The sequence below is a fragment of the Sporacetigenium sp. TC11 genome (genome assembly GCF_058146105.1).
Genome location: NZ_JBYVNY010000007.1, coordinates 91,759 through 117,515 on the forward strand (window position 1 = coordinate 91,759; position 25,757 = coordinate 117,515).

Below are 25,757 nucleotides of genomic sequence, written 5' to 3' on the forward strand. Positions count from 1 at the left end.
TATTATAACTAAACAACTATATATAAATATCTGAAAACTCAATTTCTACAGCCTGTATTATTCTATCGTTATGTAGAAGTGACATATTATTAGAATTTTTTTCACTTCTTAATTTCTTTGCGTTAAATGCAACAGTAAATATACTTCCATTTCCCTCTTCACTATCTACGGTTATTTTTCCACCCATTGCATTAACCAAACTTTTTACAAGGGACAAGCCTATACCAGTACCTTCTGCTTGTCTGGATAAAGTGCTGTCTACCTGGCCAAAACGTTCAAATATTAGATCTTGTTTTTCTTTAGGTATACCTATTCCTTCATCTCTCACCGTTATAACTGCTTTTTTATTTTTGCAAGAGATGTTCACATAAATAGATTTATCTTTAGGTGTAAACTTAATAGCATTTGATAAAAGATTTAAAAGTATACGCTCGTACTTCTCCTCATCAATAGCTATCTCCAAATCTTCAATATCAGATGAAAAATTAAGTACTACCCCCTTCTCCTTTGCAAACACATCAACTGACTTAACAATTGATTGAGATATGAAAACAATATCTACATTACTCTTTTGTATTTTAAAATGTTCTGTGTTAATTCTAGTTATATCAAGTAAGTTATTTACAAGCCTTAGTTGTCTGAAGGAATTTAACTTGATACTTCTTAAATAATTTTTTACCTTATCACCTAATTCATGTCCATATATCTTTTCTATAACCTGAAGAGCAGCATAAATAACATTTATCGGAGTCTTAAATTCATGTGTCATCAGTATAAGAAATTCGTCTTTCATTTTTATTGATTTTTCAAGTTCAAGGTTCTTTTTCTTAAGCTCATCCTGTGCTCTCTTTAATGAAAGATGGGTTCTTACTCTAGAAATTAATTCTTTTCTATTAAAAGGTTTTGTAACATAATCTACAGCACCTAAATCAAAGGCTTTTACAACATCATTTTTCTCATCTTTTACAGTTAAAAATATTACAGGTATATCTTTGTATTTATAATTCTTTTTAAGAGTATCACATACTTCATAACCGTCAATCTCGGGCATATCAACATCTAACAAGATAAGATCAGGCATATTCCCTTCAAGAAATTTATAAGCCTCCTTAGCACTCATGGCTATCCCTAGTTCGTAGCCGTACTCAGCCATAATTGTAGCAACCACCTGAATATTATTAGGATTATCATCAACTACTAAAATCATTTCCCTGTTAATATTACGCATGCTGTTCTTCCCCCAAAATCATCTTCTTAATTTGCTCCAGCTTTGATTTTATATTTATTATGTTATAACTCTCAACAAATCTCATAAGTTCTTCCCCTTCTAATGATATGCAATATAAATTATGCTCATGGCCAAACGAAATTAACATAGTAGCTAGATTTTTAACATTGCCTATTATTATTGAACTTTCTAATTCTTCAAGGACAGGTAGCACTTTATTTCTTAAATCTTCAAGCAAATGTATATCTATTGTTGTAGATTCCCATTGATTATTAGAAGAAACATAAATTTCTTTTGGTACTTTATTTTCAATATACTTAGATATTTTCTTAAGTAGTTGTTCACCATTGACAGGCTTCATTAAATATTCATCAAACTTACTACCTTTTGGTATATCCTGTGTAGTTGAAGAACTTAAGGCTATAATTGGAGTACTACTAAACTTTGGATCTTCTTTTAGTCTAGTTGAAGCTTTAAAACCGTCCATTACCGGCATAATCAAATCCATAATTATTAAGTCAGGATTTTCTAACTCACATATCTTTAGTGCATCATATCCATTTTCAGCAGTTATAACATTAATTCCAACACTTGACAACAATTCCTTTAATAAGAATCTATTAGTTTCTATATCATCTACAACAAGAACCTTTTCATCAGAAAAGTCGTATTTCTCAAAGTAATGCATACTATTGTCTTCTGGCAGAGCTTCAGTTGCAGCTATCTGTACATTATAAAAATCCACATGAAAAATACTACCTTCTCCAACTGTACTCTCAACAACTATTTTTCCATGCATCATTTCAGCAAGCTTCTTAGTGATAGATAGCCCTAAGCCAGTACCACCAAATTTTTTGATACTTTGCCCCGATACCTGTTTAAATGCTTCAAATATATCTTCTCTTTCACTTTTAGGAATACCAATCCCACTATCTTCAACTGAAATTCGAAGGTCTAAACTACTGGAATCCTTATATGCAGTATTAGCTCTTAATGATACCTTAACATAACCTTTTTCAGTAAACTTTACAGCATTTCCTACTAAATTTAATAGTATTTGTCTAATTCTTACTTCATCAAGTAGAACATTATCAGAGAAATCTTCTTGAATATCTAATATAAACTCTATATTTTTACTCTCAAATTTTTGCCTAAATATATTTTCAATTTCTTTGAAAATATTATTAATCTTTATAGGTCTGTAATGTAGATCAATCTTCCCTGCCTCTATCTTTGAAAGATCGAGAATATCGTTAATTATAATAAGTAGACTGTTTCCTGCAACATTTATAGTTTCAATATAACTTTTATGCTTCTCATCTTTAAGCGTACTTTTTAGAAGTTCACTAAATCCTATTATTGCATTTAATGGAGTTCTAATTTCATGACTCATATTTGCTAGAAACTCACTTTTTGCTTCATTAGCCTTATCAGCTTCTATTTTTGCATATTTTAGTTCATTATTTGTTTTTTCTAATTCCATAGTTCTTTCTTTAACCTTTTCTTCAAGGTTATCTATATGTATGTTTAATTCTTCTGCCATGTTATTAAATGCATGAGATAACTTTCCAATCTCATCATTTTTGAAAATTTTGGCCCTTTGTGATAAATCTCCCTTTGAAAATCTTTCTGTTACCTTTATCAGATCCTTAACAGGCTTTAAGATAATATCTGTACTTTTAATATAAATGATAATTGATACTAAAAGTGCTATTATGGATAACAATATAGATGTTTGAATATTTTTATTTATTGGTGCCGTAAACAAACTTTCAGGAATAGATGTTATAACTATCCAGTCTAAACCTTCACTCTTATACTCAGAAAACTTAATATGACTTTTATCATTTCCTTCATCCATTATAAAACTATTGTCAGAAGTTTTCTTGTAACTTTCATAGGCTTTGACAATGGATTCATTTCCAGTTTCACTAATTAAAATTCTTTTAATCTTGCCATCTGAAAGAGTTATAAAATTAGGTTTTTCAAGGGAATTAGCTACCAGTTCTCCTGTGTCTTTTTCAATAATATAGGCAGTCCCATTATCTTGTATAATATCTTTTAACTGTGTATTTAGCCTTCTAAGAGTAATATGTGTACCTAATACCCCTTGTAGCCTATCTTCTTCATTGTATATAGGATAGGCTGCAGAAAGTGCAAAATCATCCTTAACAAAATGCTTATATAGTGGAGAAAATACTGGTGCATTTTTTTCTTTTGCAACTTTATACCAATCCCTTGTACGAGGGTCAAATGCTCCAAAATCTTCTACAAATTTTCCTTCACTTAAGTCTTCATTTGTAGAGTAATAATAAGAGTGTCCACTTGTCTCTTTATTACTTCTATATATTTCTATTTCGTTATTTTTGTTTCTACGAGCTCCATAATATTCCCCATTTTCTAAACCATAGCTAAAACTGTAAATCTCCTCACCGCTTGATTTGATTACTCCAGCAAAAAAAGCATCTCTTTTTTTCTTATCATTAATATCTAAAATTCCATTTTCAATTAAATTATGATTCATTTCATTTGTGTATAACGGCACACTAACAAGTACTTCAATTTCATGGAGTATGTTTTTGCTAAGATCATTTTCCAACTTATTAATAATATTATCTGAAGATTCCTTCCAATTAGAAAATATAATATACCCTATTGTAATAAGGGTACTTACCATAAGAACTATAAATGACACACTAATAATAACTCTAATAGAGCTTTGTTTTTTGATCATATATCTATACTCCTTATTTCCTACTATTTTTCTATTGAATACAATATATCATAATTTTTCTAATTATTCTACAAATTGAATTAATATAACATCCATACGCCACAATTTTCGCTTGACAAAAATCGCCAAAATAAACAAATAGGATGGATTACTCAATTTTTCAGGTAATCCATCCTATTTATTTACTTCCAAATACAAACTCTATATCTTTTGTAATATCGAAATCTATTAAATTTTCATCAGCCATTTCATATAGTATTTTCATAGATTGTTCATGTGATAGAGCCTCTCTATAAGGTCTATCCTCTGTTAGAGCTTGGTATATATCTAAACATGCCATTAAACGGGAATTAAAGTCAAGTTTATCTCCTGTAATCCCATTGGGATAACCTGTCCCATTTAATTTTTCATGGTGGTTTGAAGCCCACTCGATAATATCCTTAAATCCATCTAAAGGCTCTAAACATGTTCTTGTATAGTTACTATGAGTTTTTATAATATCAAATTCTTCTTTGCTTAGCTTTCCTGGTTTATCTAAAATACTATTTGGAATAGCTAATTTCCCTATATCGTGTAGATTTGCTGTAACAATGAGTTTTAGTGTTTCTTCTTCACTTTTATTATAATAGTTAGCCATTTGTGATACCATATTAGATAGTCCAAACGAATGCATAGCAGTAAATTTAGACTTACAATCTATAATCTTAGAAAGAATCTTTGTAATATTCCTAATATCTTTATAACTTAATTTTTTTGTAAGGGTTGGAAGGTTACTCATTAATGCATTATCTATAAATTCATCTATTAAGTCTAATTTAAAGTTATTTTTCTTATTTGAACTATAAAAAGCATTTAAAATTCTAGTAGAATATAACTGATTTTCTACTTCTCTTAGATATTGCAAAAGTTTCTCTTCTTTTTCCTCGTAATTTTCTTTTAAATTAAATATAATATCTATATTGTCTGCAAAGCTTATTATTTGAGCCATAATCGGTATATCATCACCTTTAATAGCGAAGAAACCGCTTCCATCAAAACGTTCATGATGGTATTTTATTGTATTTGTAACATCAGTAAAAAAAGGAAAATCTGATACATTTCTCTCACCAATATTACAGTGCTCTCTAACGCTCTCTAATGACATTAGCTTATTAAGATAATCCCCTTGCAAACTACTATGTAATACTTTTTCACTTGCACCATTATCATGTAAAATAGATAGGGCTACGATATCATAACATTCCTCAGGACTTAGTCCCATTTCTCTAGCCATATTAAGAGAAATATAAGCTACACGTTTTGAATGGTTTGAAGTAACTCCTAAAACATCTATCTCAACAAAGTCTATTGCATTAGATACTGCCAACAAAAGGTCGTTTAGATTTAATGTCATTATACTCTCTCCTTAAGAAAAACCTTTTTCTTCTTATATAATCTTATATCAAACCATCATATATATCAATAATATTTTTCTCACCATTTTGAAACTTTGTATGCAACATTATTGATTTTTAATTATAATATTAGTAATATATATAACTAAAAATTAGGGGGATTATATGAAGAATAAAGTATTAAAAATATTAGTTGCAGTATCAATTATATTTTTAGCTGGATACTTAATAAGTTCCAATGGAGAAATCTATGGGAATAATAGAGAATCTATAGTTAAATCCATTAAAAGCAATTCAATTATAAAAGATAAGAATGATTTTGCAATTGCAGATATTGTAGATGCTGATGAAAATACAAGGATAGTTGGATTCTTCTCTAGTGGTGGAACTGGAGTGGTTGCATTCATTAAAAATAAAAATAATAATTATGAAATGAAGCGAATATATATTCACGAAAACACAATGACTGCTTATTTTCATATAATAAATAGTGATCCTGATGATATGAAATTCGTTGTCGTATCCAATGGCGATGGTTTAGATAAAATTATAGTTAAAACAAATGGTAAGTATACGGAATCTAGGGACAATCTTATAAATAAATTATCAGTATCTGTATTTGATTATAGTTTGCCAGCAAATGAGTCCCTATCTTCAGCTTCTATACCTATAGAAGCTAGATTCTTAGATGTTAACGGAAATCCATTTAATTTTAAATAACTAAACACAAAAGCGAGTAAATTTCTTACTCGCTTTTTTCTTTATTATAATTAACTTCAATATACTTGTCTCCCCAAATTCTAAACTGCTCTAATACTGGACTAAAGGCCTCTCCTAAATCGCTTAGCGAATATTCCACCTTTGGTGGAATTTCTGGATAAACACATCTATTAATCATACCATAATCTTCTAGACTTCTTAATTGCTTTGTTAGTGTAGCCTGAGTAATATCACCTAGTCTTCTTTGAAGTTCTCCATAACGTAATGGCCCATAACTTAAGTGAAGTATAATTAATATTGACCATTTTCCAGAAAATACTTTTTGTGCTGTAAAATATGGACATTTTCCAAAAATACTATTATTATTCTCCATAATATTCCTTTCACAGTATCTTTTAGGATACTTACCTCACTAAATAATCGTACTTGTGGTTTTATTTGTACATGATATTATTACTGTGTAGTAAATTTTATCATATATATACGAGAGGGGCAATAATTATGAAAAAGGCATTAGAATTTTTACAAGAATGTGGTGTTTTCTATTTAGCGACTACTGAAGGAGACCAACCAAGAGTTAGACCATTTGGGGCTGTATTTGAATATGAAGAAAAGTTATACATTGTAACAAGCAATAAAAAAGAAAGTTTTAAACAAATGCTAGAAAATCCAAAAGTTGAAATTTCTGGTATGAATAAAAATGGACAATGGATTCGCGTTACTGGAGAGGTTGCAAATGATGACAGACGTGAAGTAAAAGAACTTGGACTTGATGCTGTTCCATCTTTAAAGTCTATGTATAGCGTTGATGATGGAATATTTGCAGTTTTATACTTTACTAAAGGAACAGCTACTATTTCTTCATTTACTGCTGAACCTGAAACATTCTCACTGTAATTTATGTAAAATAAACCATTCCAAGATAGCTCGAATCCATCTTTTGGAGCCAATAAGAAAAGAGTTGTCATATGACAACTCTTTTATTATTTTTAATGTATTTTAATATAGTGTTGAAGTTAAATCTAATTAATTAATCTATTTAAGAATTTCATTTATTTTATAAATTCTTTTTTGCTCTGGTTTATAAGATGTGTCTTGAATATTATCTAAGAATTCACTCTCATATATAATGTAAAAACTAAACAAAGCATAAAAATATTTTTAAAAATAGCTATGTTAGATGAAATTGTTGATATGAATATATTTAAACATGAATTTTAAAAAGAATTTGTTCAAATAATAGCAGTATTAGAATATTACATAAGAGAGGATGGCCATTTTGATAAAAAAATATAAATACTTATTTATTGCTATATTGTTATTACTATTAACTTCTCTAACTATATCTAGATCTAACAATGCTATAACTGTATTTAATGCACCACAACTTGAATATGAGAATTTTATTGAAAGATTTATAGTACAAATAAATGAATCTCAAAATAAAAATCCAGTAAGCAGAGCAGTTTATGAATCTAAAGGAGAAAGATATATCTATACTGCATTATCTGAAATAGAAACTATACTAGGTAGTTATTCTTATACTGATGATACAGTACCTAAAGAATATATTAATACACATAAACAAATGGTTGAGTTTATAACTACATATAGAGAAGGTATCACCCTAGCACGAGAAGGAATGCTACTGCTAGATATGAATGAATTTGAAGAAGGTTTATCCAGAATTGCAGCTGCTGATAAATTACTAGTTAGAACACAAGAGGATTTTATTCTAAAAAAAGGTTCTTTAAAAGACTAGATATCTAGTCTTTTATTTTGTATCAACAACATTATATAACATAGACTTAAAAATAATAAGGCTATGTTTTAATATAGTGTTGAAATAAGTATATATAAAAAAAAGAGGAGAATTAATTCTCCTCTTTTTGGTTCATAGTATATAAAAACTGTTCATTATTTTAATCTTTGTTATCTTTGATAATTTTCTCATGGTTAATATAAGCATTAATAAAAGGCTATGTTAAACAATTTGGTTGTTAACATAAATAATTAAAGCAATAGAAGGATACAGGCTGGATATTAATCCAGACCGTATCCTTCTTCTTTTTATTCGTATTATTTATAAACTATGAATATTTACACGTATCTTAACTAGTTTTTTTAGACCAAGCAACAAGCCTATCCCATAAATCTGGTATGCATAAACCGAGTACTAAATCAAATACAATTAGCCATAAGATATAAATAGGTAAAACTAACAATCTGTGTTTATTACCTCTTATAAAATTCGAACATTTATCTCTTAATACATTCATACACAAACCTCCTATATAATAATATATTGTGATGATAATTAAAAGTTCACTCTATGAAATACTGTAATATTCAAAAACTTATGTTTTAAGCATCAACTATAATAGTATCAATTATTCTTTCGTTCTCAGTATTATACTACTGTGTATCACATAAAAATTGCGAATTATTTTTTGTCTTTCTCATCATCAAAAGCCTCTTCGGGCATAAATCCCAATAAAAGAAATAGTAAGAAAATAACTATTCCATTCAAAAATGTACTATTTCCAAAGCCTATAGAAAATATCAGTAAAATAATATCTATAATAACTATAGTTTTGCTATGTTTTTTACAATAGATTTAATAAATCCTTCATAAAATCCCCCTTTTTTATATTGATTTGATTAAATTATATTTAGTTTATTAGGTAGTTATAATTAATTAAACAAAGTATATAGTTTTATACCATTGTGTAAGATATAAATATTATGAAGCAATTCTAATTAACATTATGTTCACTTGCATTTATAACATCTTTTATAAATTTACTACTCTCTTCTGCAATCATGTCATATTCAATATCGTGAATATAATGCCCCTTATTGAGTTTTATATATTTATTTGAACTCGTAGTTTTTATATATGATATTTGAGTATTTATCCATTTATCTCTATTCCAACCAGTTCCATCACCGTTAGAAATGAAAAATAACATTGGAATATTGGGTATACCATCATTTTTTACTTTTTCTGCACTAATCTTAATCTCATCTACTTCCGAGAACATTGGTTTAGTTAGTGTACGTCTATAAAAAATAGCCCTATAAAGATTTTTTTCTTCCTCTGACAACGTACCATATTTAATTGAAGCAGAGCTATCAACAATTGTTGGAAAAAATCTTGTAATACCAATATTAGAACCAAATGCACTAGCATTTAACATAAAACGATTGATTTGATAATTTTCATATGCTTGTGGTACTGCCATGTCAAGTCCTATAATTCCTTTAACCTCATTAGGATATTGTTGTGCCCAATACAACGCTTCTATTCCAGACATTGAGTGAGGAAATAAGATGTATGGTCCTTTTGCTCCTGCCTTAGATAATACTTCTCTGGTTTCTTCTAATATTGTATCAATATCTCTATCAACATCAGCAATTTCGCTAAAGCCATATCCTGATTTTTCTACAACAGTTATTCTGTATTCATCACTTAATAAAGAGTATAGACTTTTAAAATCTAAAACTGGAGAGCAAGTGCCTCCTCCTGACATAAATACCAATGTCTCATTACCATATCCTTGGTATATACATGCATTTTGTGTCCATTTACCTCAACCATTTTACCACTATGAATAAATATACTATTTTCTTTTGACAATTGTATTTTATGATTAATAAAGCTAGTTCCAATAGTAAATATTAATAATCCTACTATCACCCCTATAATAATTCCTATATTTTTCATCCCTTTTTTCATACTTCCCCCTAACAAAAGCTATTGTAACTTCTATGTTTGTTATAATACACTTTATATAAATAATACGTACTAACCTTCGCTTTCACCAATTAAATTTAAAAATTCTTTAATTTCGTCATTATGCTTTTTAATGTTTTTGTTTATAGGAATATCATTTTCTTTTATTATTCTATGTATGTCTTTTTTGCTATTATCCAACAATTCCTCTCTGCTTCTTAAACCAGCATCTTGAACATCAATAGTAAATATATCAAAGTTTAAAAGATATTGAAGGTTATAGTCACCGCCTTTTGTTCTATGATAATTTATTTCAACAGACCTTACTTTATCCCAAGAGTACTTTCTTTCTTCAAATAAAGTCCTAATATCTCTTACATAAAGTCCATCTATATCTGCCCTACAGTAGCTAAAAAATGAAATTAAAATCATAGAGAAAAAAACTACAGATGCTATCAAATTTGATTTAATATCTTTATCATATTTGGGCATTGGCTTCCCGTAATTTTCAGACACTTTTAGCTGCTTAAATTTGTAGTATGAAAATATAAATATTGTAGTTATAAATGCAGCTCCACCTAAAACCTCCATAAGTGTTACCAAAAATGAAGAAGTCATTAAGAGTAAAGTTTTCGAATCACAAAACAAATCCCATCGTATTTTGGCCGTAATATTTCTATTTACATAAAAATAAACAAAAAACGAAATTATAAAGAATATACCGAAAATTATATCTTGTTTTTCGTTATTTTTGCGTGAATTCTCATTAACATATTTTTCTTTTCTTCCCATAAAAACTCCAATCTCATATCATAATAAATTTCACAATATTATATAACTACGTATTAAACTATAGTTTGATTATATAATAAATATAAAAATTTCAACACTGGTTTAAAACATAGCCAATAATAAAAGTACCTACTTAATGTAGATACTTAATATTAGGATTATATTATATTCTTATAAATAAGTTATTGTTATTGTATATGAATTAAATTGGTAATAGAATTTTCATCTTTCTTTTCAACTTTAAATTTATCATTTGACCTAGGTATAATTGTTACAGTATTGTCTTTATACTCTGATTTCTCACAATTCAAATCCATTCCTAGTCTATCTACATAACCGTATAGGTAACAAACTGGTTTTTTATCTTTCATAAATACCATTTGCACCATATCATCACTTTCTGTTTCTGTAATGGCTTTCCACTTATATCCTACAGACTTGTATATTGTTTCTCTAGGAGTATTTGTCTCAAATACATAGGCCTTATCCCACTTAAATGGAGTTAATTCTGACAAACTAACTTCTTTAGTTTTATTATCTAAAAGTGAAACGTTAACCATTAACCTCCCGAAGTTATCAATATCTGAGTATTTCTCAATTTTAGTTATTTTACTAGATTTGTCCACTACATTCCACTTATCATTATTCTTTTTAAGCTTAAAATTTATTTTAGAAATAGCTTCTCCACGTGCCCCAGGTTGAGTAACTATTACAGTTTCACCAGATTTATTTTTGTAATCATGTTGAGAAATTTGCTTATGAGTATGCCCTGCAACTATTGCATCAATCCCTTCAACTTCTTGAGCTAACTCCTGTATTCTATTCCCTGGATTCTTTGGTTTTTTGGGTTCTTCTCCTGAATGTACAACGGCTATTATAACGTCAGGTTTATCTTTTTCCATTATATTTACCCACTTTTTAGCATCTTTTACTAAGTCATTCATATATAGCTTCTCATCATATCCATACTGATCTTTTAGATCTCTAGATTTAGCTTCTATTTTTTCACCATTTTCTGTTATATGGTATTTCTCTCCAACTTCCTTTATAGTAAGGCCTAAAATACCTAGTTTAACAGTACCTTCAGAAGTTTTAATATCTTTTATTATGTAAGGTTTTACATAGTTATAGCCGTTTTTTTCGTATGTATTTGCCGATAGTACCTCTATTCCTTGTTTTTGAAAATCAGATATAATACTATCTAAGTAAAATTTGTCATTAGTTATAAATTCGTGATTTCCAAGGACTACAGCATTATACCCTACTTCTTTCATCTCTTTTGCAATAGGAGCTTCTATATACTTTTTATCATTATTTTTAAAAGCTTCTTGCCTCTTTTCAGAATACTTTTGCATATCTCCTGATGATTCATAATCAACATCAAAGAAATCCCCTGCATCTACTAATGTTAAATTCTCATCTTTTTTGTACTCATCTTTTACATAGGAGGATAACTCATATGGTATTACCCCATGTAAATCACTGGTGGCTAATACATTGATTTCAGATTCCTTTTCATTTAAAGTTAGTATATTAGATGCTTCCTTTGTACATCCAATTAAAGATAATGTAAGTAAAAATGCTATTCCCAATATTATTTTATTTTTCATAAAATCCCCCTTGTTATATACCATTTTTTGTAAATTATGTATCTTAATACTTATTATATAGTATTGAGATACATAATTAAAGAATTGGTTTTCTCCTCTTTTTCATATCAATATTAAGAGTTAAACTGCACATTACACAATCTAAACCCATATATTATCCCCTAAATAAGAATAAAACAAAGGAGCCCTTAGGGGCTCCTTACTAAACAATAATATAATACTTAGAATTCTTCACTATCAAATAACATTTTGCCATCAAAGTATTTATCTTTTTCATTTTTTAAGTTAAATTGACCAATAAGTTCTTGTAACATATAAGCTTGGCTTGATAACTCTTCACTTGCAGCAGCACTTTCTTCAGAAGTTGCTGAGTTTGCCTGTACAACTGCAGATATTTGTTCAACGCCAATATTTACTTGATTGATATGTTCAGCTTGTTCATTAGTTGTATCTGCAATTTCTTGTATAACTTGTGCTGACTTTTGTGTACTAGAAACAATTTCTTCAAGAGACTTTGCAGTTTCTGAAACAATTATTGTTCCGTTTTCTATTGCCTTAAGTGCTTTTTCAATTAAATCAGATGTATCTTGTGCGCTTTGTGCAGATTTTGCAGCAAGATTTCTAACTTCATCAGCAACAACAGCAAATCCTTTACCAGCTTCTCCAGCACGAGCTGCTTCTATAGCTGCATTAAGTGCTAAAATATTTGTTTGGAATGCTATATCATCAATATTTTTTATTATATTTCCAATTTTATTTGATGCATTGCTAATTTCATCCATTGCAGAAATCATTTCTTTCATTTGTTCTTTTCCTTTATCTGTGGCAGTCATTGACTTTTCAGATATTGCCCTTGCTCTTACTGAATTTTGGGCAGTTTGTCTTATTTGTGATGAAACTTCATTTATAGTTGCTGAAAGTTCTTGAATTGAACTTGCTTGTTCTGTAGTCCCTTGAGAAAGTATTTGTGCACCTTCTGACACTTGACTTGAACCAATTGCAACTTGTTCTCCTGCAACATTTATTTGTGTTAAAGTATCATTTAAACTATCAATAATTTTATTTACAGCTATTAACATAGGTTCAAAGTCATTTACAAATAAATCACTTAACTTTTCATCATCTACATTAATATCTAAGTTACCATTACTAATTTCAGTTAATATATATGACAATGCAGTTATCATTTCTCTAAAATCGGTAACAATTTTACCTGTAGCATCTGCAACTAACCCTATTTCATCATCTTGATTTATAACTATAGTTTCTGAATTTAAATCACCTTCAGCTAGCTTTTTCAATCTTTCGCTACATTCTTTTAATGGATTTCCTATTTTATTAGCAAGTTTTATTGCCACAATAAATGCCATTATAGTAAATACTATAGTTAATATAATTGTAATAATTATTGAAGTATACATATCCCCAAGGAAGTCATTTTTATCTACCATTACACCAAGACCCCACCCATCAGTATCTTGTACTGGAGCATATCCTAAAAGCCAATTTTCCTTGCCGTACTTTATATCAGTATATCCTATTTCACCTGATATAAGTTTTTTGTCTGCTTCTGCAAAAGGTTTTAAGCTTGGATCTGTTTCTGCTTCTTTTATAGTATTTTCTACGCCGACAAGGCTAATATCTTCGTCTGCAATTGTTGTTCCTTCACTGTCTACAAGATAAGCATCACCATTTTCACCTATATTTATATCCTTAACCATATCATTAAAAAAGTTTTTATCTACATCAAAACTTATAACTCCTACTATTTTTCCTCCTTGTATTCCGCCTTCCCAAAGAGGTGCTGAAATTACAATTGTAAGTTCCCCTGTAGTTCTACTAATAATAGGTGGGCTTACATATGCTTTTCCTGTCATAGAAATTTTAAAATACTCTCTATCAGAGTAGTTATCTCCACTGAAGATATCCCTACCCTTTGTATCCTTAATCTGACCCTCAACCAAGCCATATAATTTTTCTTGTCCAGTTATAACTCTTTGTTTTTCTTCTAAACTTACCTTAGGATCTGAGAGAATTGGCATAATACCTGTTTGGACTGCTACGGTTTTAAGATTTATGATTTTTTGAGAAACATTTTTAGATGCTTGCTCAGTAGTCTCTACAACTGTATTTGATAAAATAGCATTAGAACTCTTATAATTTAAATAACTTGTAATTGCACCTAATAATAAACTACTCACTACTGCAAAACAAACAATTATAAATGCAAGTTTTGTTTTTACGCTTTTACTTTTGAATGTACTCTTCTGTCTTAATTTTAAATTCATTCTAACTTTATCTCCTTATGTTTTGATTTGCGTTTTTGACTTATTTTTATAAGCCTATTTTTTGAACATTTTTACCACCTCCAATTATTTATCGGATAAATCTTTATATCCTTTAGTTATTTATGGTATTTGTGGTAAAATGTACATGCATGTTTTATTCACAGTTAAAGGGGGACACACTTTATGGCAAAATTTGAATCTCTTCGCCATAGCACAATAAAAATTTTTACTTTGCTGTTTATTATCCTAATTTTTTCAATATATTTATTATTAAACACAATTATGATGAACAGCATTAACGAATTAGAAAGGAAAAATGTAGATGAAAATATAGATAGAGTTAAGAATTCCATTGACCTTGAGACATCTACTTTATCTTCTATTGCAAAAGATTGGGGAGCGTGGGACGATACCTACGAATTCATCGAGGATAAAAATGAGGAATATATAGTTGATAATTTAAATAAAGACGGATTTTTGACTCTTAATCTGAATTTAATGGCATTTATTAATGAATCAGGGGAATATGTATTTGCCAAGGGAATGGACATTAAGAATACAGAATTTATATCAGTTTCTACTGAGATAAAAGAAGCTTTAGAAAAAAAACATATATTTAAAACCACTGACTCAAACTATAAAGTAAAAGGAATCATTATGCTACCGGAAGGACCTATGTTAATAGCCTCTCATCCTATTATTAAAAGTGATTTTAAAGGACCAGTACGTGGAACTTTAGTCATTGGACGTTATTTAGATGATATAGCTGTAAGTGAATTATCAAGTAGGCTTAAGTTAGACATCTCTTTAGAAAACCTTGGACAAAACAAACAAACATCTAATATAGATATTGTGAAGCTAAGTAATGATAAAATTCTTGCCTCTACAATCTTAAAAGACATTTACAAACAGCCAGTATTGAGCTTAAGTCTAGAAATGCCTAGAGATGTAAGCCTTATAGGGAAGAAAGGCATAAACTATGTGCTTTATTCATTAATTGCAGCTGGCTTCATATTTGCTATTACTATAATATTTTTTGTAGAAAAAAACATATTGTCAAGATTACTAAAATTAAGCAAAGAAGTTTTAAATATAGGGGACAAAAGGGAATTTTCTATACGTTTAGAACCTCAAATAAAGCAAGATGAAATCTCTGTTTTATCAGAAGGAATCAACGATATGTTGGATAAGCTAGAAGGATCAGAGCATCAAATACGAGAAAGCGAAGAAAAATATCGAACCCTTGCAGAAAATTTAGAAATAAAAGTTCAAGAACGCACTCTAGAACTTTCAAAAACCAATGAACTTTTACAAGTTGAAATTATAGAACGAGAAAGTATACAAGAAGAAATCTATCATCTAGCATATCATGATCATTTAACAGGACTGCCTAACCGACTATTATTCGGTAATCGACTTAGAGAAGCTATTTTGCTTTCTAAATCATTAGAAAAGCCAATTGGAGTTATTTATATTGACTTAGATGGTTTTAAAATGGTAAATGATACAATGGGCCATGACCAAGGCGATGAACTAATAAAAGAAGTTTCTAGAAGATTTGTATCTTGTGTACATAAAGATAGCGTTGTTTCTCGCGTTGGCGGTGATGAGTTCATTATTATGGTGCAAAATCTTACAGAACCTAATGACATTACAAAAATTACAACTAAAATTATCAATAGTTTTCAACAGTGTTTTAAATTAAATAATCAAGATTTCTATATTACTGCAAGTTTAGGGGTTGCCTTATATCCAACTGACGGTGAAGATGCAACTACATTAATAAAAAATGCAGATATTGCAATGTACAAAGCAAAAGAAAATGGCAAAAACCAATATTCACTTTGTACTCCACTTATGAAGTCTAAGGTCATGGAAACTATGACTCTAACTAATAGCTTATACCGCGCTTTGGAAAGAAATGAATTAATGCTTTATTATCAGCCTCAGGTAAGTTCTTCTTCTGAGAAAATAATTGGTCTAGAAGCATTATTAAGATGGAATCACCCTGAGTTAGGTTTTATTCCTCCTAGTAAATTTATTCCTGTTGCAGAACAAACAGGTTTAATTATTCCTATTGGGGATTGGGTACTAAAAACTGCTTGCAAACAAAATAAATTATGGCAAGATGCAGGTCTACCAAAAATTCGTATGGCAGTAAATCTTTCCATATCTCAATTTCAAAACCCTGATATATCAAAACAGGTTGAAGAAATTTTGGTAGAAACCGGTTTAAGTCCAGAGTATCTTGAACTAGAAATTACGGAAAGCATTGCAATGAATGAAGTCAATGGTGTTATTGAAGCTTTGAACTCATTTAAAAAGCTTGGTATTACAATTTCTATAGATGATTTTGGTACAGAGTATTCTTCACTTAGCCGCTTAAAACAAATGCCTATTGACAAGATTAAAATTGCCATGCCATTTATCCACGGAATAAACATGAGTGATAAAGATGAAGCAATTGCAAAAGCCATTATTGTACTTGCAAATAATCTAGGATTAGACACTATTGCAGAAGGAGTAGAAACAGAGCAACAACTCGATTTTTTAAACCAACGTATGTGTGATGAAATCCAAGGATTTTATTACTATAAACCATTACCTGCAAATGAAATTGAATCTATATTAAGAAACAACAATATTCTAAAACCTGAAAAAGCCTATATCTAATGATATAGGCTTTTTATTATAAAAACTTTGAATCAAAATCATTAACATATGCAACTTTATTTCGTAATATTATACAACTTTTTATCAAATGTAATTACAACCTTAAATAAATCACCATCAACTACTATATCTAACTTTCCACCTTGAAGCTCTACAAAGCTTTTAGCTATTGCAAGGCCTAGACCTGCTCCTTCAGTATTTCGTGATTTATCTCCCCTTACGAATCTTTCCATAACTTCATCAACACTAAAGTTTATTTCATTAGCTGCCATATTCTTAAGTACTACTTCAACTTTATCGCCTTTGTTAATAATATCTATATATACTCTACTACCTTCTAGGGCATATTTCGTTATATTAAGTATTAGATTTTCAAATACTCTATACATTCTCTGGCTATCTAAAGGAAGTATTACATTTTCTTCTGGATAATTTGTCTTAACGATCAATGATGATTTAAGTATTTTATCATCTAGTTCTAATAAGGTTTGTTTCATTAAAGAAACCATGTCAACATCAATTATGTTTAAACTTACATTTCCACTAGTAGCCTTACTTACTTCAAATAAATCCTCTATTAACTCATTAAGCCTTTGTGATTTTCTATCTAATGTATCTAAATACGACCTGCGTTTATCTACTGGAAGATTTTCATCTTTTAATAAATCAACATAAGTAATAATAGATGTCAAAGGAGTTTTTAAATCATGGGATACATTTGTTATAAGCTCGGTTTTCATTTTTTGGCTTTTTACTTCTTCATTAACTGCCTTTTTGAATCCCTTTTGAATGTTTTGTAGTTCATCTTTAAATCCATTAAATAATCCTAAATCTTCTTCGATATTTACATCTAAATTCCCCTCAGCTATTTCATTTGTAGCATCAAGTAACTTATTATATTTGTAGCTTATATCACTATAGTTCTTTCTTATTAATTTATATAATACTATAGTGTATATAATAGATAGTATTATTCCAAAGAACCAAACTGTACTTATTACACATAATATTAATAAATTTACACCTAATAATATTCTAAGTTTTTTGTTTTCTTCACTTCTTAAATCTATATCTATTAAATAGTTATATAGCATATTAGCAACTCTCCAAATACTTTCAAAGATCTTGTATGTCAATGTGTTTTCTTTTAGATATTTAATAATACCAACACTTAATATATGTTTTATTAAAACAACTGTCATAAATACAATTCCAAAGCTAATAGCCCAGAAAAGAATATTTACTATACTTTCAAGTGTTCTAATAGTTGCTATATCTGTAATCATTGGAGTAAGATTAATTAAATTCCCTTCTAATGTAGCTTTTATCATTTCATAAGATAAATCGTTAATAACAGCTCCTATAGTAAACATTGATACAAATGCAATTATTTCAAAAGGTATTTTTGCAAATTTCTTAAACCCAATTGTATCTCTTGAAATCTTATATGGGATTATTAACCCAAGAGCAACTACTACAAGAAGAGCTATAGTTACAAAATGTGATGCAGCTATGTTATATGATTGAATTCTACTTTGATTTTGATAGCTAGATATTGAATCATCATACTTTAACTCTTTTTGTACTGCATAAACATAAGTCATGTTTTTTATAGGCTTCATTTGCAAATCATATGGAGCTTCTACTACAGTATTTTTCAGTATGTTACCTACAGTTAGCTTATCTGCTCCATAAACATCTTTTATAGTCATTTCGCCATTTTCATCGTAGTCAATTACCATATAAAAACTATATTCATCTTTTAAATCTTCAATAACATTTGTATTAACTTCATCATCTATTAGAGAATTTATATTACCTTCATTTCTTTTCTTAATTAAATTGTTATCCTTATTTACAGCATAGTAATTTAAGTTTTTTAAATTTGCATCTAAATTCTCTTGGTAGCTATTAATACTCATGTCAAATTCTTTTAGAACTTCAGTGTTATTTTCATCATTTTCGCCATACTCATTTTCTCTATTTTTCATAGCATCTGAATCTAAAAGAATCTCTGAAGGTTTTAGATTATTATTTTCTATATTTTTCAATGTATTAAAATATATTCCATAATTGCTGCGATATAAATCTGATAAAAAGTTCTCTTGTTCAAAGACATTATACTCATATTGTTTTGCATTATCTTTTATAAATGGGTATGTATAGCACATTCCTACTGATAAAGTTAATATTAATAAAAATACTATTATAGATATAATATATTTAATGCTATTGTTTTTCAATTTTGTATCCAACGCCCCACACCACCTTTAAGTATCTTGGATTTTTAGGATTTATCTCTATCTTTTCTCTTATATTTCTAACATGAACCATGATTGTATCTGTGTTTATTGCATGTTCATTCCAAACTCTCTCGTATATTTCCTGTGCTGAAAAAACTCTTCCAGGATTTTTTATAAGTAAGTTAAGAATCTTAAACTCACTAGGCGTAGTCTTAATTAAATTCCCATCTACAGTTACTTCCTTTGTATCACTATTAAGCTCCAATCCTCCAACTGTAAATACATTATGGTTTATATTATTTTCCTTGACCATATTTAAGAATTTGCTGTATCTTCTAAGCTGTGAATTTATTCTTGCCAAAAGCTCAAGGGGTTTAAATGGTTTTGTTACATAATCGTCAGCACCCATATTAAGTCCCATTATTTTATCAACATCTTCAGATTTTGCTGATAGCATTATTACAGGGAAATCATGATTTTCTCTAAGTTTCATGACAAATGTTATTCCATCCATTTTAGGCATCATTACATCTACAATGGCCAGATGTATATTCTCCCTTTCTACTATCTCAAGACCTTCAATACCATTGCTACAAATGAAAACCTTATAACCTTGATTAACTAAATATGCTTCTATTGCAATAGCTATATCAATTTCGTCTTCCACAACTAAAATATTATATGTGTTCATCCTCATACCTCTCTTCATAGGCTTATAACCCTATTATACAATATGATAGTTATTTAATCGCATCAAAATTCGTACTTCCCCCTTTCACAAAATTAAAGCTTATCTATTGAATATCTATATATTACTCCTAATTTTTAAAGATAATATAGATATAATTCTAAAGATTTTCTTAAGATTTTTATTAAATGAAAATAACATAAAAAGTGAGTTTTTAGTTAACTAAAAACTCACTCTTTTAATTACAATAATAAATTTAATAACTTTCTTTAATTAATGGTGTAATATTACCTGAATAGTATATGCATAAAACATGAAGCGCTCTGGTACAAGCGGTATAAAGTAGCAGCCTTTCATCTTCGCAGCAATAATTTTCATTCCCTACATTATAGATAAGTACTACATCAAATTCTAACCCTTTAGCAAGATAGGCCGGAATTACAAGGGTATCACTTACATATTCATCATCATCTTTCATTATGGCTTTAACATCAACCCTATCTTTTAACAATCCGTATACCTCATTCGCTTCCTTTACAGTCCTTGTTATTATTCCAATTGATTTGTATCCTTTATCCTTATATAATTTTATATCCTCAATAATTCTTTCTTGTATATCTTCTTCTGTGGAAAAACCAAGGACTAAAGGCTTATCTCCACTTCTTTCTACATATTCATCTGGCATCTCCTTGTTAAGCAGCTTTCTTGAAAACTTAGTAATTTCCATTGTAGATCTGTAGCTTTTAGTTAAATTTATTATGCAAGTATTGTCTTTCGGAAATATACTAGAAATATTATTATAATCTCCTACGTTCATAAACGGATTTATAGATTGATTAAGATCACCTAGTATAGTCATATTAGCATGTTGGAAAAGCTGATAAAAAATTTCATACTGAAGCGGTGTATAGTCCTGAGCCTCATCAATAATAACATATTTAATTTCTGATGTTTTAGGAATGTCTCCTAGTGCACTCTTAAGATATAGAAGAGGGGGCTGATCTTCATAGTTAAGCTTTCTGGCATTTAAATTGCCTAAAGTATATCTTTTTATTTCATCAATTTGCTTTTTAGAGTATTCAGTATTAGAGCTTTCAACAAAAATTTCTAATTTCTCAAAAATGTTTTTATAGATATCTACTAAATCAAAATCTGTCATCTTATTTATTTCATAATATATATCCTTCATTTCATTTTTTATATTAGACATACTAATCTCTTTAATTTCTTCTTTATCTATATAAGAACCTGAATCCCTAAGTTCATCAGCAGTTTCTTCAATTATATTTTTTTCATAAGGTTCTATAAGGAACAAAATTCTTTCTCTTATCTTTTGAAGTCTTCTTTTAAGAGGAAGTTGTACATAGTCTTTCAAAAATAGATCTTGTAAATCTTTAGATGATACTATTAACTCACCTCTAATAATTATATCTTTAAAGTTCTTGTCCATTTTTTCAATATAAGCGACATATTTTTTTAGTACATCTATGAACTCCATAGAAGACTTATATTTTATATTATATATTCTATTTTGATATGTTAGATTTTTCTTTGAGGCAAGAATATATTCCATCATATCGCAGTAGTCTTCCTTAACAAGTTCATTACCTAAGATCTTGTGCATATATTCTTTAAATGTTGTCTGATACATATTTTCTTCACCAAGCTGCGGCAATACATTAGAAATATAATCATTAAAAATTTCATTTGGTGAGAATATTACTATGTTTTTAGGTGTTATTTTTTCACGGTGTTTATATAAAAGATATGCAATTCTATGAAGGGCAACAGAAGTTTTCCCACTTCCAGCAGGCCCTTGAACAATTATATTTTTGTAATCCTCATTACGAATTACTTTATTTTGCTCTCTTTGGATAGTTGTTACTATAGCTTTCATATTACCATCGGCGCTCTTACTCAATATATCTTGGAGGATTTCATCATCTATCTTAAGATTGCTATCAAACATATACTCAAGTTTACCATTACTAATTTTGTACTGTCTTTTTAGTATTAGTTCTCCATCAATAGCCCCTTCAGGGCATGTGTATTTAGCTGCTCCAACTTCGGAATCATAAAACATGCTACTAACAGGTGCTCGCCAGTCGTATACAAGAAAATCATAATCATCATTAATAAGGTTTGAGATTCCAATATAATACTTCTCATCCCTTGCCTCTTTATTTTCAATAAAATCCATTCTTCCAAAGTAAGGTGACAAAAGCATCTTCTCGTATTTTTCCTGAAGTTTTGCTGTGAACTCATGGCTTCTTTTCTGTCTTTTCATAGTATCTATATATGACATAAATTCTGCAATCTGCTCAAGTCCATTGCCTATGGAAAGGGATCCTACATCTTGCCACATTTCCCTTTGTGTTTCAATGGCGTCCTTTTTGAATTTTTCTTTCATGTCACGTTTTTCATCAAGCTGTTTTCTTACTTCTTTAAGCACATTCTGTAGCCATTCATTCTCAGATTTCCATTCAAAGTCATTTTTGTTCATAATACCCCTCCTTAGTGAATAATTCAGTAATATTTTTTATAAAATCTATTGACATTGCTTTTGCAAAGATATATAATATAATTAGGAAGTTATGTTTTACATATTCAGAGAAAAGTGACAATGAATTAATTGTATCACTTTTAATTTATTGTGTCAATAAAAAAGACATTTGTCATTAGACAAATGTCTTTTTTTAATATAATCATCACTACTTTCTTATATTGTTAAACCATTCGATTGTTGCTTTTTCCGCCTCTTTTGGAAGCTTATTATTATATACTTCATCATATAACCATCCTAGCGTCTTATTATTTAGATATTTTTTCATTTCATTTTCTGCTTCTAACATCACTACTTTAATTAAGCAAGGACATTTTGTATGTGTATCTGGTAAATTCTCTTTATCTAGTAGTATGTTGTTTTGTCTTATTTCTGCACATTGGAAAAATGGTTCTTCACCTTCCACGGCTTCAACAACATCCCAAAACGTTATTTCTTCTGCTTTACGCGCTAGCGCGTATCCACCCTTTACACCGGATACAGATTTAATAATTCCTGACTTACTTAATTTTGCATATACTTTTGATAAATATGTCTCGGATATACCTTGAAATGTTGCTAAATCTCTTATCCCTACTGATCTGCCTTCCTCTAAATTTACCATATATAATAAACAATGTAGCGCATACTCTACACCAACTGAAAATTTCATTCATTTATTCTCCTTTAATATAATTTTTATATTCTATTATAATAGCCTATTATTTCTTCTCAATCAAGGTATACATGTTACCATCAACATTTATTACATTCATTATAATATTTTTATTGACTTAAAATCAAATTTATTATATTCTAATTATAGATAATAATTATCGACGATAAATTTTATCCATAATAAAAGGAGGATTACATTATGTTAAATGATAAGTTTTTTGAAGTAATAAACCACGAAGGAGTAGTATCTATTGTAACTTGTGCAAATAATGAGGCTCATGTTTCTAATACATGGAATAGCTATTTAGTTGTTGTTGAAGGAAATAAAATACTAATTCCTGCAGCTGCTATGATTAAAACAGAAGAAAATATTAATATTAACCCTAAGGTTAAATTAACTATGGGTACTAAAGAAGTAATGGGATATAGATATATGGGAACAGGTCTATTACTTGAAGGTACTGCTAGATTCTTAAAAAGTGGCGAACACTTTAATATGATGATGGAAAAATACCCATTCTTAACAAGAGTTTTAGAAATTACAGTTGATTCTTGTAAGCAAACACTATAAAGAATTTTAAACTTTGGGAGAAAAACTATGTCAAGAAAAATTAATAATTCTGAGTGTGTAGGTTGTGGAATCTGCCAAAGAGTATGTATTGTTGGTTGTATAACTCATCGAGAAGATAGAAAAAGATTAATTGACGAATCTGGATGCGTTGACTGCGGCGCTTGTCAACTTGCTTGTCCTAAGAAATGCATTTCAATAAATTAACTAAAAAAACGTAAAAATAGAATCTTTTTATTTAGTTTTTATAAGGCCTAGAATTAGTTCTAGGTCTTATTTTTTATATAAACTAAAATACATTACATATAGTTTAAATATATAATAAGAAAATATTTTATTTCAAAATTTGAAATTGTTATTCACTTTCTGAAAATTCATACATATATATTAAATAAACAATTCTATATTTTAAAGGAGGGAAACTTATTGGAAAACAAAGAAATCAGAGATAGGTCCAATGAAATGTTATCTATTCAAAGGCTTATTCCACTAGGATTACAACATGTTCTTGCTATGTACGCGGCTGCTGTCGCAATTCCATTGTTAGTTGGGGCCGCCGTTAAGTTATCACCAGAACAAGTGGCAACCCTTGTTGCACTTGACCTTTTTGCTTGTGGTCTGGCTACACTTATCCAAACTCTTGGTATTGGTAATTTTGCAGGTATTAAACTACCGGCAGTTCTAGGCTGTTCATTCGCCGCTGTTAGCCCGCTCATAGCTATTGGTAGCACATCTGGAATGAGGACTGCTTTTGGAGCTATTATCGTAGCTGGTATTATTGTTGTTTTAATCGCTCCACTTTATTGTAAAATACTACGTTTTTTTCCACCAGTTGTTACCGGAACTACTCTAACAATGATTGGACTATCTCTAATACCTGTTGGAATCACTAACATGGGTGGTGGTTATGTAGCAGATTTCGGTAATCCAAAATATTTAGCATTAGCATTTTTCACTGTTTTAGTTGTTATTGTATGTAATAACTTTTTTAAAGGCTTTATTCAATCTTTATCTGTTCTTATTGGTCTAATTGTTGGAACAATAGTTGCTGTACCAATGGGACTTGTTGATATGAAAATTGTAGCTGACGCTGCTTGGTTTGGATTACCAAAATTATTCTATCTTGGAGCACCACAATTTGATTTAACAAGTATTGGTCTGATGCTTCTAGTTATGCTTATAATTATGGTTGAATCAACAGGAAGTTTAATTGGTATTGGTAGAATCTGCGGAAAAGATATTGGAGAAAAAGAATTAGTCAAAGGATTTAGAGCTGAAGGATTAGCTACTGTAGTTGGTGGAATATTTAATTCTTTCCCTTACACAACTTTTGCCCAAAATATTGGTCTTGTTGCAATGTCAAAAATTTACAGCCGCTGGGTTGTCGTTACAGCTGGTGGAATATTAATGATTCTTGGCTTATGTCCAAAATTTGCAGCATTAGCTACAATAATTCCTGCTCCAGTATTTGGTGGAGCAACAGCAATAATGTTTGCAACTGTTGCTATAGCTGGATTCCAATCATTAGCCCATGTAGATTTTTCTAAATCTAGCAATATGTTAACAACTGCTATTTCGCTTGCATTAGGTATTGGCATTACAGTAAAACCTGAGATATTAAGTCAAATGCCTTCAATGGTGCAAACTATATTTGGCAGTGCTATAACTACTTCAGCTGTGTTTGCAATAGTATTAAATGCAGTTTTAAATTGGGGAGATAAATCTACATATGGTAACGTAAGTGATGTTGCCCATGCAGCGGATGCAGCTTCAACACATATTTAATGAATAAAAAAGCGAGTAAATTTTTACTCGCTTTTTTATTTACTATAATTAACTTCTTATTTAACATAATAAAAAAGC

21 protein-coding genes are annotated in these 25,757 nt (G+C 29.3%); 7 read left to right on the forward strand and 14 right to left on the reverse strand.

The features are described from left to right. Positions 1-16: 16 nt before the first annotated feature. From ACUSRV_RS11355 to ACUSRV_RS11365, 3 genes are all read right to left on the reverse strand, one after another. Positions 17-1,228 carry a hybrid sensor histidine kinase/response regulator gene (locus tag ACUSRV_RS11355; RefSeq protein ID WP_490142075.1) on the reverse strand — a complete coding sequence of 404 codons (1,212 nt, stop codon included), beginning with the start codon at positions 1,226-1,228 and terminating at the stop codon, positions 17-19. Beyond that, positions 1,221-3,962 carry an ATP-binding protein gene (locus ACUSRV_RS11360; RefSeq protein WP_490142076.1) on the reverse strand — a complete coding sequence of 914 codons (2,742 nt, stop codon included), beginning with the start codon at positions 3,960-3,962 and terminating at the stop codon, positions 1,221-1,223. The genes ACUSRV_RS11355 and ACUSRV_RS11360 overlap by 8 nt, the downstream gene beginning before the upstream one ends. Before the next feature lie 178 nt (positions 3,963-4,140). Continuing rightward, the gene (locus ACUSRV_RS11365; RefSeq protein ID WP_490142077.1) at positions 4,141-5,355 is read right to left on the reverse strand and encodes an HD-GYP domain-containing protein; all 1,215 of its coding nucleotides are present in this window, start codon (positions 5,353-5,355) and stop codon (positions 4,141-4,143) included. A 166-nt stretch (positions 5,356-5,521) separates the two neighbouring features. On the opposite strand from ACUSRV_RS11365, the gene ACUSRV_RS11370 reads away from it, so the two are divergent. Further along, a complete protein-coding gene (locus tag ACUSRV_RS11370; RefSeq protein ID WP_490142078.1) occupies positions 5,522-6,076 on the forward strand; it encodes a hypothetical protein in 555 nt (184 codons plus the stop codon). 25 nt (positions 6,077-6,101) lie between these two features. Here the strand turns inward: ACUSRV_RS11370 and ACUSRV_RS11375 are convergent, their stop codons facing one another. Next, positions 6,102-6,449 carry a winged helix-turn-helix transcriptional regulator gene (locus ACUSRV_RS11375; protein WP_490142079.1) on the reverse strand — a complete coding sequence of 116 codons (348 nt, stop codon included), beginning with the start codon at positions 6,447-6,449 and terminating at the stop codon, positions 6,102-6,104. 128 nt (positions 6,450-6,577) lie between these two features. On the opposite strand from ACUSRV_RS11375, the gene ACUSRV_RS11380 reads away from it, so the two are divergent. Together ACUSRV_RS11380 and ACUSRV_RS11385 are read left to right on the forward strand one after the other, a co-directional pair. Further along, complete coding sequence (locus tag ACUSRV_RS11380) at positions 6,578-6,973, forward strand: pyridoxamine 5'-phosphate oxidase family protein (protein WP_490142080.1); 396 nt, start codon at positions 6,578-6,580, stop codon at positions 6,971-6,973. A gap of 382 nt (positions 6,974-7,355) precedes the next feature. Further along, complete coding sequence (locus ACUSRV_RS11385; RefSeq protein WP_490142081.1) at positions 7,356-7,838, forward strand: hypothetical protein; 483 nt, start codon at positions 7,356-7,358, stop codon at positions 7,836-7,838. 349 nt (positions 7,839-8,187) lie between these two features. On the opposite strand, the gene ACUSRV_RS11390 is transcribed toward ACUSRV_RS11385, so the two are convergent. The 6 genes from ACUSRV_RS11390 to ACUSRV_RS11415 form a co-directional block, all read right to left on the reverse strand. Further along, a complete protein-coding gene (locus tag ACUSRV_RS11390) occupies positions 8,188-8,355 on the reverse strand; it encodes a hypothetical protein (protein ID WP_490142082.1) in 168 nt (55 codons plus the stop codon). A gap of 477 nt (positions 8,356-8,832) precedes the next feature. Next, complete coding sequence (locus tag ACUSRV_RS11395) at positions 8,833-9,609, reverse strand: alpha/beta fold hydrolase (RefSeq protein ID WP_490142083.1); 777 nt, start codon at positions 9,607-9,609, stop codon at positions 8,833-8,835. Then, entirely contained in the window at positions 9,576-9,815 is a 240-nt protein-coding gene (locus tag ACUSRV_RS11400) for a hypothetical protein (RefSeq protein ID WP_490142084.1), read from the reverse strand. Before ACUSRV_RS11400 ends, ACUSRV_RS11395 begins: the two co-directional genes overlap by 34 nt. Before the next feature lie 69 nt (positions 9,816-9,884). Next, positions 9,885-10,604, reverse strand: coding sequence for a hypothetical protein (locus ACUSRV_RS11405; RefSeq protein WP_490142085.1), 720 nt, complete (start codon positions 10,602-10,604; stop codon positions 9,885-9,887). 188 nt (positions 10,605-10,792) lie between these two features. Then, positions 10,793-12,214 carry a metallophosphoesterase gene (locus ACUSRV_RS11410; protein ID WP_490142086.1) on the reverse strand — a complete coding sequence of 474 codons (1,422 nt, stop codon included), beginning with the start codon at positions 12,212-12,214 and terminating at the stop codon, positions 10,793-10,795. A gap of 221 nt (positions 12,215-12,435) precedes the next feature. Next, complete coding sequence (locus ACUSRV_RS11415; protein ID WP_490142087.1) at positions 12,436-14,502, reverse strand: methyl-accepting chemotaxis protein; 2,067 nt, start codon at positions 14,500-14,502, stop codon at positions 12,436-12,438. Positions 14,503-14,685: 183 nt separating this feature from the next. Between ACUSRV_RS11415 and ACUSRV_RS11420 the strand changes: the two genes are divergently transcribed. Further along, positions 14,686-17,175, forward strand: coding sequence for an EAL domain-containing protein (locus ACUSRV_RS11420; RefSeq protein ID WP_490142088.1), 2,490 nt, complete (start codon positions 14,686-14,688; stop codon positions 17,173-17,175). A gap of 56 nt (positions 17,176-17,231) precedes the next feature. On the opposite strand, the gene ACUSRV_RS11425 is transcribed toward ACUSRV_RS11420, so the two are convergent. The 4 genes from ACUSRV_RS11425 to ACUSRV_RS11440 form a co-directional block, all read right to left on the reverse strand. Then, positions 17,232-19,430 carry a HAMP domain-containing sensor histidine kinase gene (locus ACUSRV_RS11425; protein ID WP_490142089.1) on the reverse strand — a complete coding sequence of 733 codons (2,199 nt, stop codon included), beginning with the start codon at positions 19,428-19,430 and terminating at the stop codon, positions 17,232-17,234. Continuing rightward, the gene (locus tag ACUSRV_RS11430; RefSeq protein WP_490142090.1) at positions 19,405-20,109 is read right to left on the reverse strand and encodes a response regulator transcription factor; all 705 of its coding nucleotides are present in this window, start codon (positions 20,107-20,109) and stop codon (positions 19,405-19,407) included. Before ACUSRV_RS11430 ends, ACUSRV_RS11425 begins: the two co-directional genes overlap by 26 nt. A 253-nt stretch (positions 20,110-20,362) precedes the next feature. Next, complete coding sequence (gene helD / locus ACUSRV_RS11435) at positions 20,363-22,609, reverse strand: RNA polymerase recycling motor HelD (RefSeq protein ID WP_490142091.1); 2,247 nt, start codon at positions 22,607-22,609, stop codon at positions 20,363-20,365. Positions 22,610-22,817: 208 nt separating this feature from the next. Continuing rightward, positions 22,818-23,321: an Rrf2 family transcriptional regulator gene (locus tag ACUSRV_RS11440; RefSeq protein ID WP_490142092.1), complete on the reverse strand. Its 504-nt coding sequence runs from the start codon at positions 23,319-23,321 to the stop codon at positions 22,818-22,820. A 204-nt stretch (positions 23,322-23,525) separates the two neighbouring features. On the opposite strand from ACUSRV_RS11440, the gene ACUSRV_RS11445 reads away from it, so the two are divergent. From ACUSRV_RS11445 to ACUSRV_RS11455, 3 genes are all read left to right on the forward strand, one after another. Further along, positions 23,526-23,897: a pyridoxamine 5'-phosphate oxidase family protein gene (locus ACUSRV_RS11445; RefSeq protein WP_490142093.1), complete on the forward strand. Its 372-nt coding sequence runs from the start codon at positions 23,526-23,528 to the stop codon at positions 23,895-23,897. A gap of 27 nt (positions 23,898-23,924) precedes the next feature. Then, a complete protein-coding gene (locus ACUSRV_RS11450; protein WP_490142094.1) occupies positions 23,925-24,101 on the forward strand; it encodes an ATP-binding protein in 177 nt (58 codons plus the stop codon). 306 nt (positions 24,102-24,407) lie between these two features. Continuing rightward, on the forward strand, positions 24,408-25,679 hold the full coding sequence (locus ACUSRV_RS11455) for a nucleobase:cation symporter-2 family protein (RefSeq protein ID WP_490142145.1): 1,272 nt from the start codon (positions 24,408-24,410) through the stop codon (positions 25,677-25,679). Positions 25,680-25,757 lie beyond the last annotated feature (78 nt).

Coding starts and splice junctions, on each gene's coding strand:
- ACUSRV_RS11400 (WP_490142084.1), bottom strand. CDS start 9,815: ATGAAAAAAGGGATGAAAAATATAGGAATTATTATAGGGGTGATAGTA.
- ACUSRV_RS11370 (WP_490142078.1), top strand. CDS start 5,522: ATGAAGAATAAAGTATTAAAAATATTAGTTGCAGTATCAATTATATTT.
- ACUSRV_RS11415 (WP_490142087.1), bottom strand. CDS start 14,502: ATGAATTTAAAATTAAGACAGAAGAGTACATTCAAAAGTAAAAGCGTA.
- ACUSRV_RS11395 (WP_490142083.1), bottom strand. CDS start 9,609: ATGTCAGGAGGAGGCACTTGCTCTCCAGTTTTAGATTTTAAAAGTCTA.
- ACUSRV_RS11410 (WP_490142086.1), bottom strand. CDS start 12,214: ATGAAAAATAAAATAATATTGGGAATAGCATTTTTACTTACATTATCT.
- ACUSRV_RS11390 (WP_490142082.1), bottom strand. CDS start 8,355: ATGAATGTATTAAGAGATAAATGTTCGAATTTTATAAGAGGTAATAAA.
- ACUSRV_RS11365 (WP_490142077.1), bottom strand. CDS start 5,355: ATGACATTAAATCTAAACGACCTTTTGTTGGCAGTATCTAATGCAATA.
- ACUSRV_RS11450 (WP_490142094.1), top strand. CDS start 23,925: ATGTCAAGAAAAATTAATAATTCTGAGTGTGTAGGTTGTGGAATCTGC.
- ACUSRV_RS11420 (WP_490142088.1), top strand. CDS start 14,686: ATGGCAAAATTTGAATCTCTTCGCCATAGCACAATAAAAATTTTTACT.
- ACUSRV_RS11455 (WP_490142145.1), top strand. CDS start 24,408: ATGTACGCGGCTGCTGTCGCAATTCCATTGTTAGTTGGGGCCGCCGTT.
- ACUSRV_RS11360 (WP_490142076.1), bottom strand. CDS start 3,962: ATGATCAAAAAACAAAGCTCTATTAGAGTTATTATTAGTGTGTCATTT.
- ACUSRV_RS11405 (WP_490142085.1), bottom strand. CDS start 10,604: ATGGGAAGAAAAGAAAAATATGTTAATGAGAATTCACGCAAAAATAAC.
- ACUSRV_RS11380 (WP_490142080.1), top strand. CDS start 6,578: ATGAAAAAGGCATTAGAATTTTTACAAGAATGTGGTGTTTTCTATTTA.
- ACUSRV_RS11440 (WP_490142092.1), bottom strand. CDS start 23,321: ATGAAATTTTCAGTTGGTGTAGAGTATGCGCTACATTGTTTATTATAT.
- ACUSRV_RS11430 (WP_490142090.1), bottom strand. CDS start 20,109: ATGAACACATATAATATTTTAGTTGTGGAAGACGAAATTGATATAGCT.
- ACUSRV_RS11375 (WP_490142079.1), bottom strand. CDS start 6,449: ATGGAGAATAATAATAGTATTTTTGGAAAATGTCCATATTTTACAGCA.
- ACUSRV_RS11445 (WP_490142093.1), top strand. CDS start 23,526: ATGTTAAATGATAAGTTTTTTGAAGTAATAAACCACGAAGGAGTAGTA.
- helD (WP_490142091.1), bottom strand. CDS start 22,609: ATGAACAAAAATGACTTTGAATGGAAATCTGAGAATGAATGGCTACAG.
- ACUSRV_RS11355 (WP_490142075.1), bottom strand. CDS start 1,228: ATGCGTAATATTAACAGGGAAATGATTTTAGTAGTTGATGATAATCCT.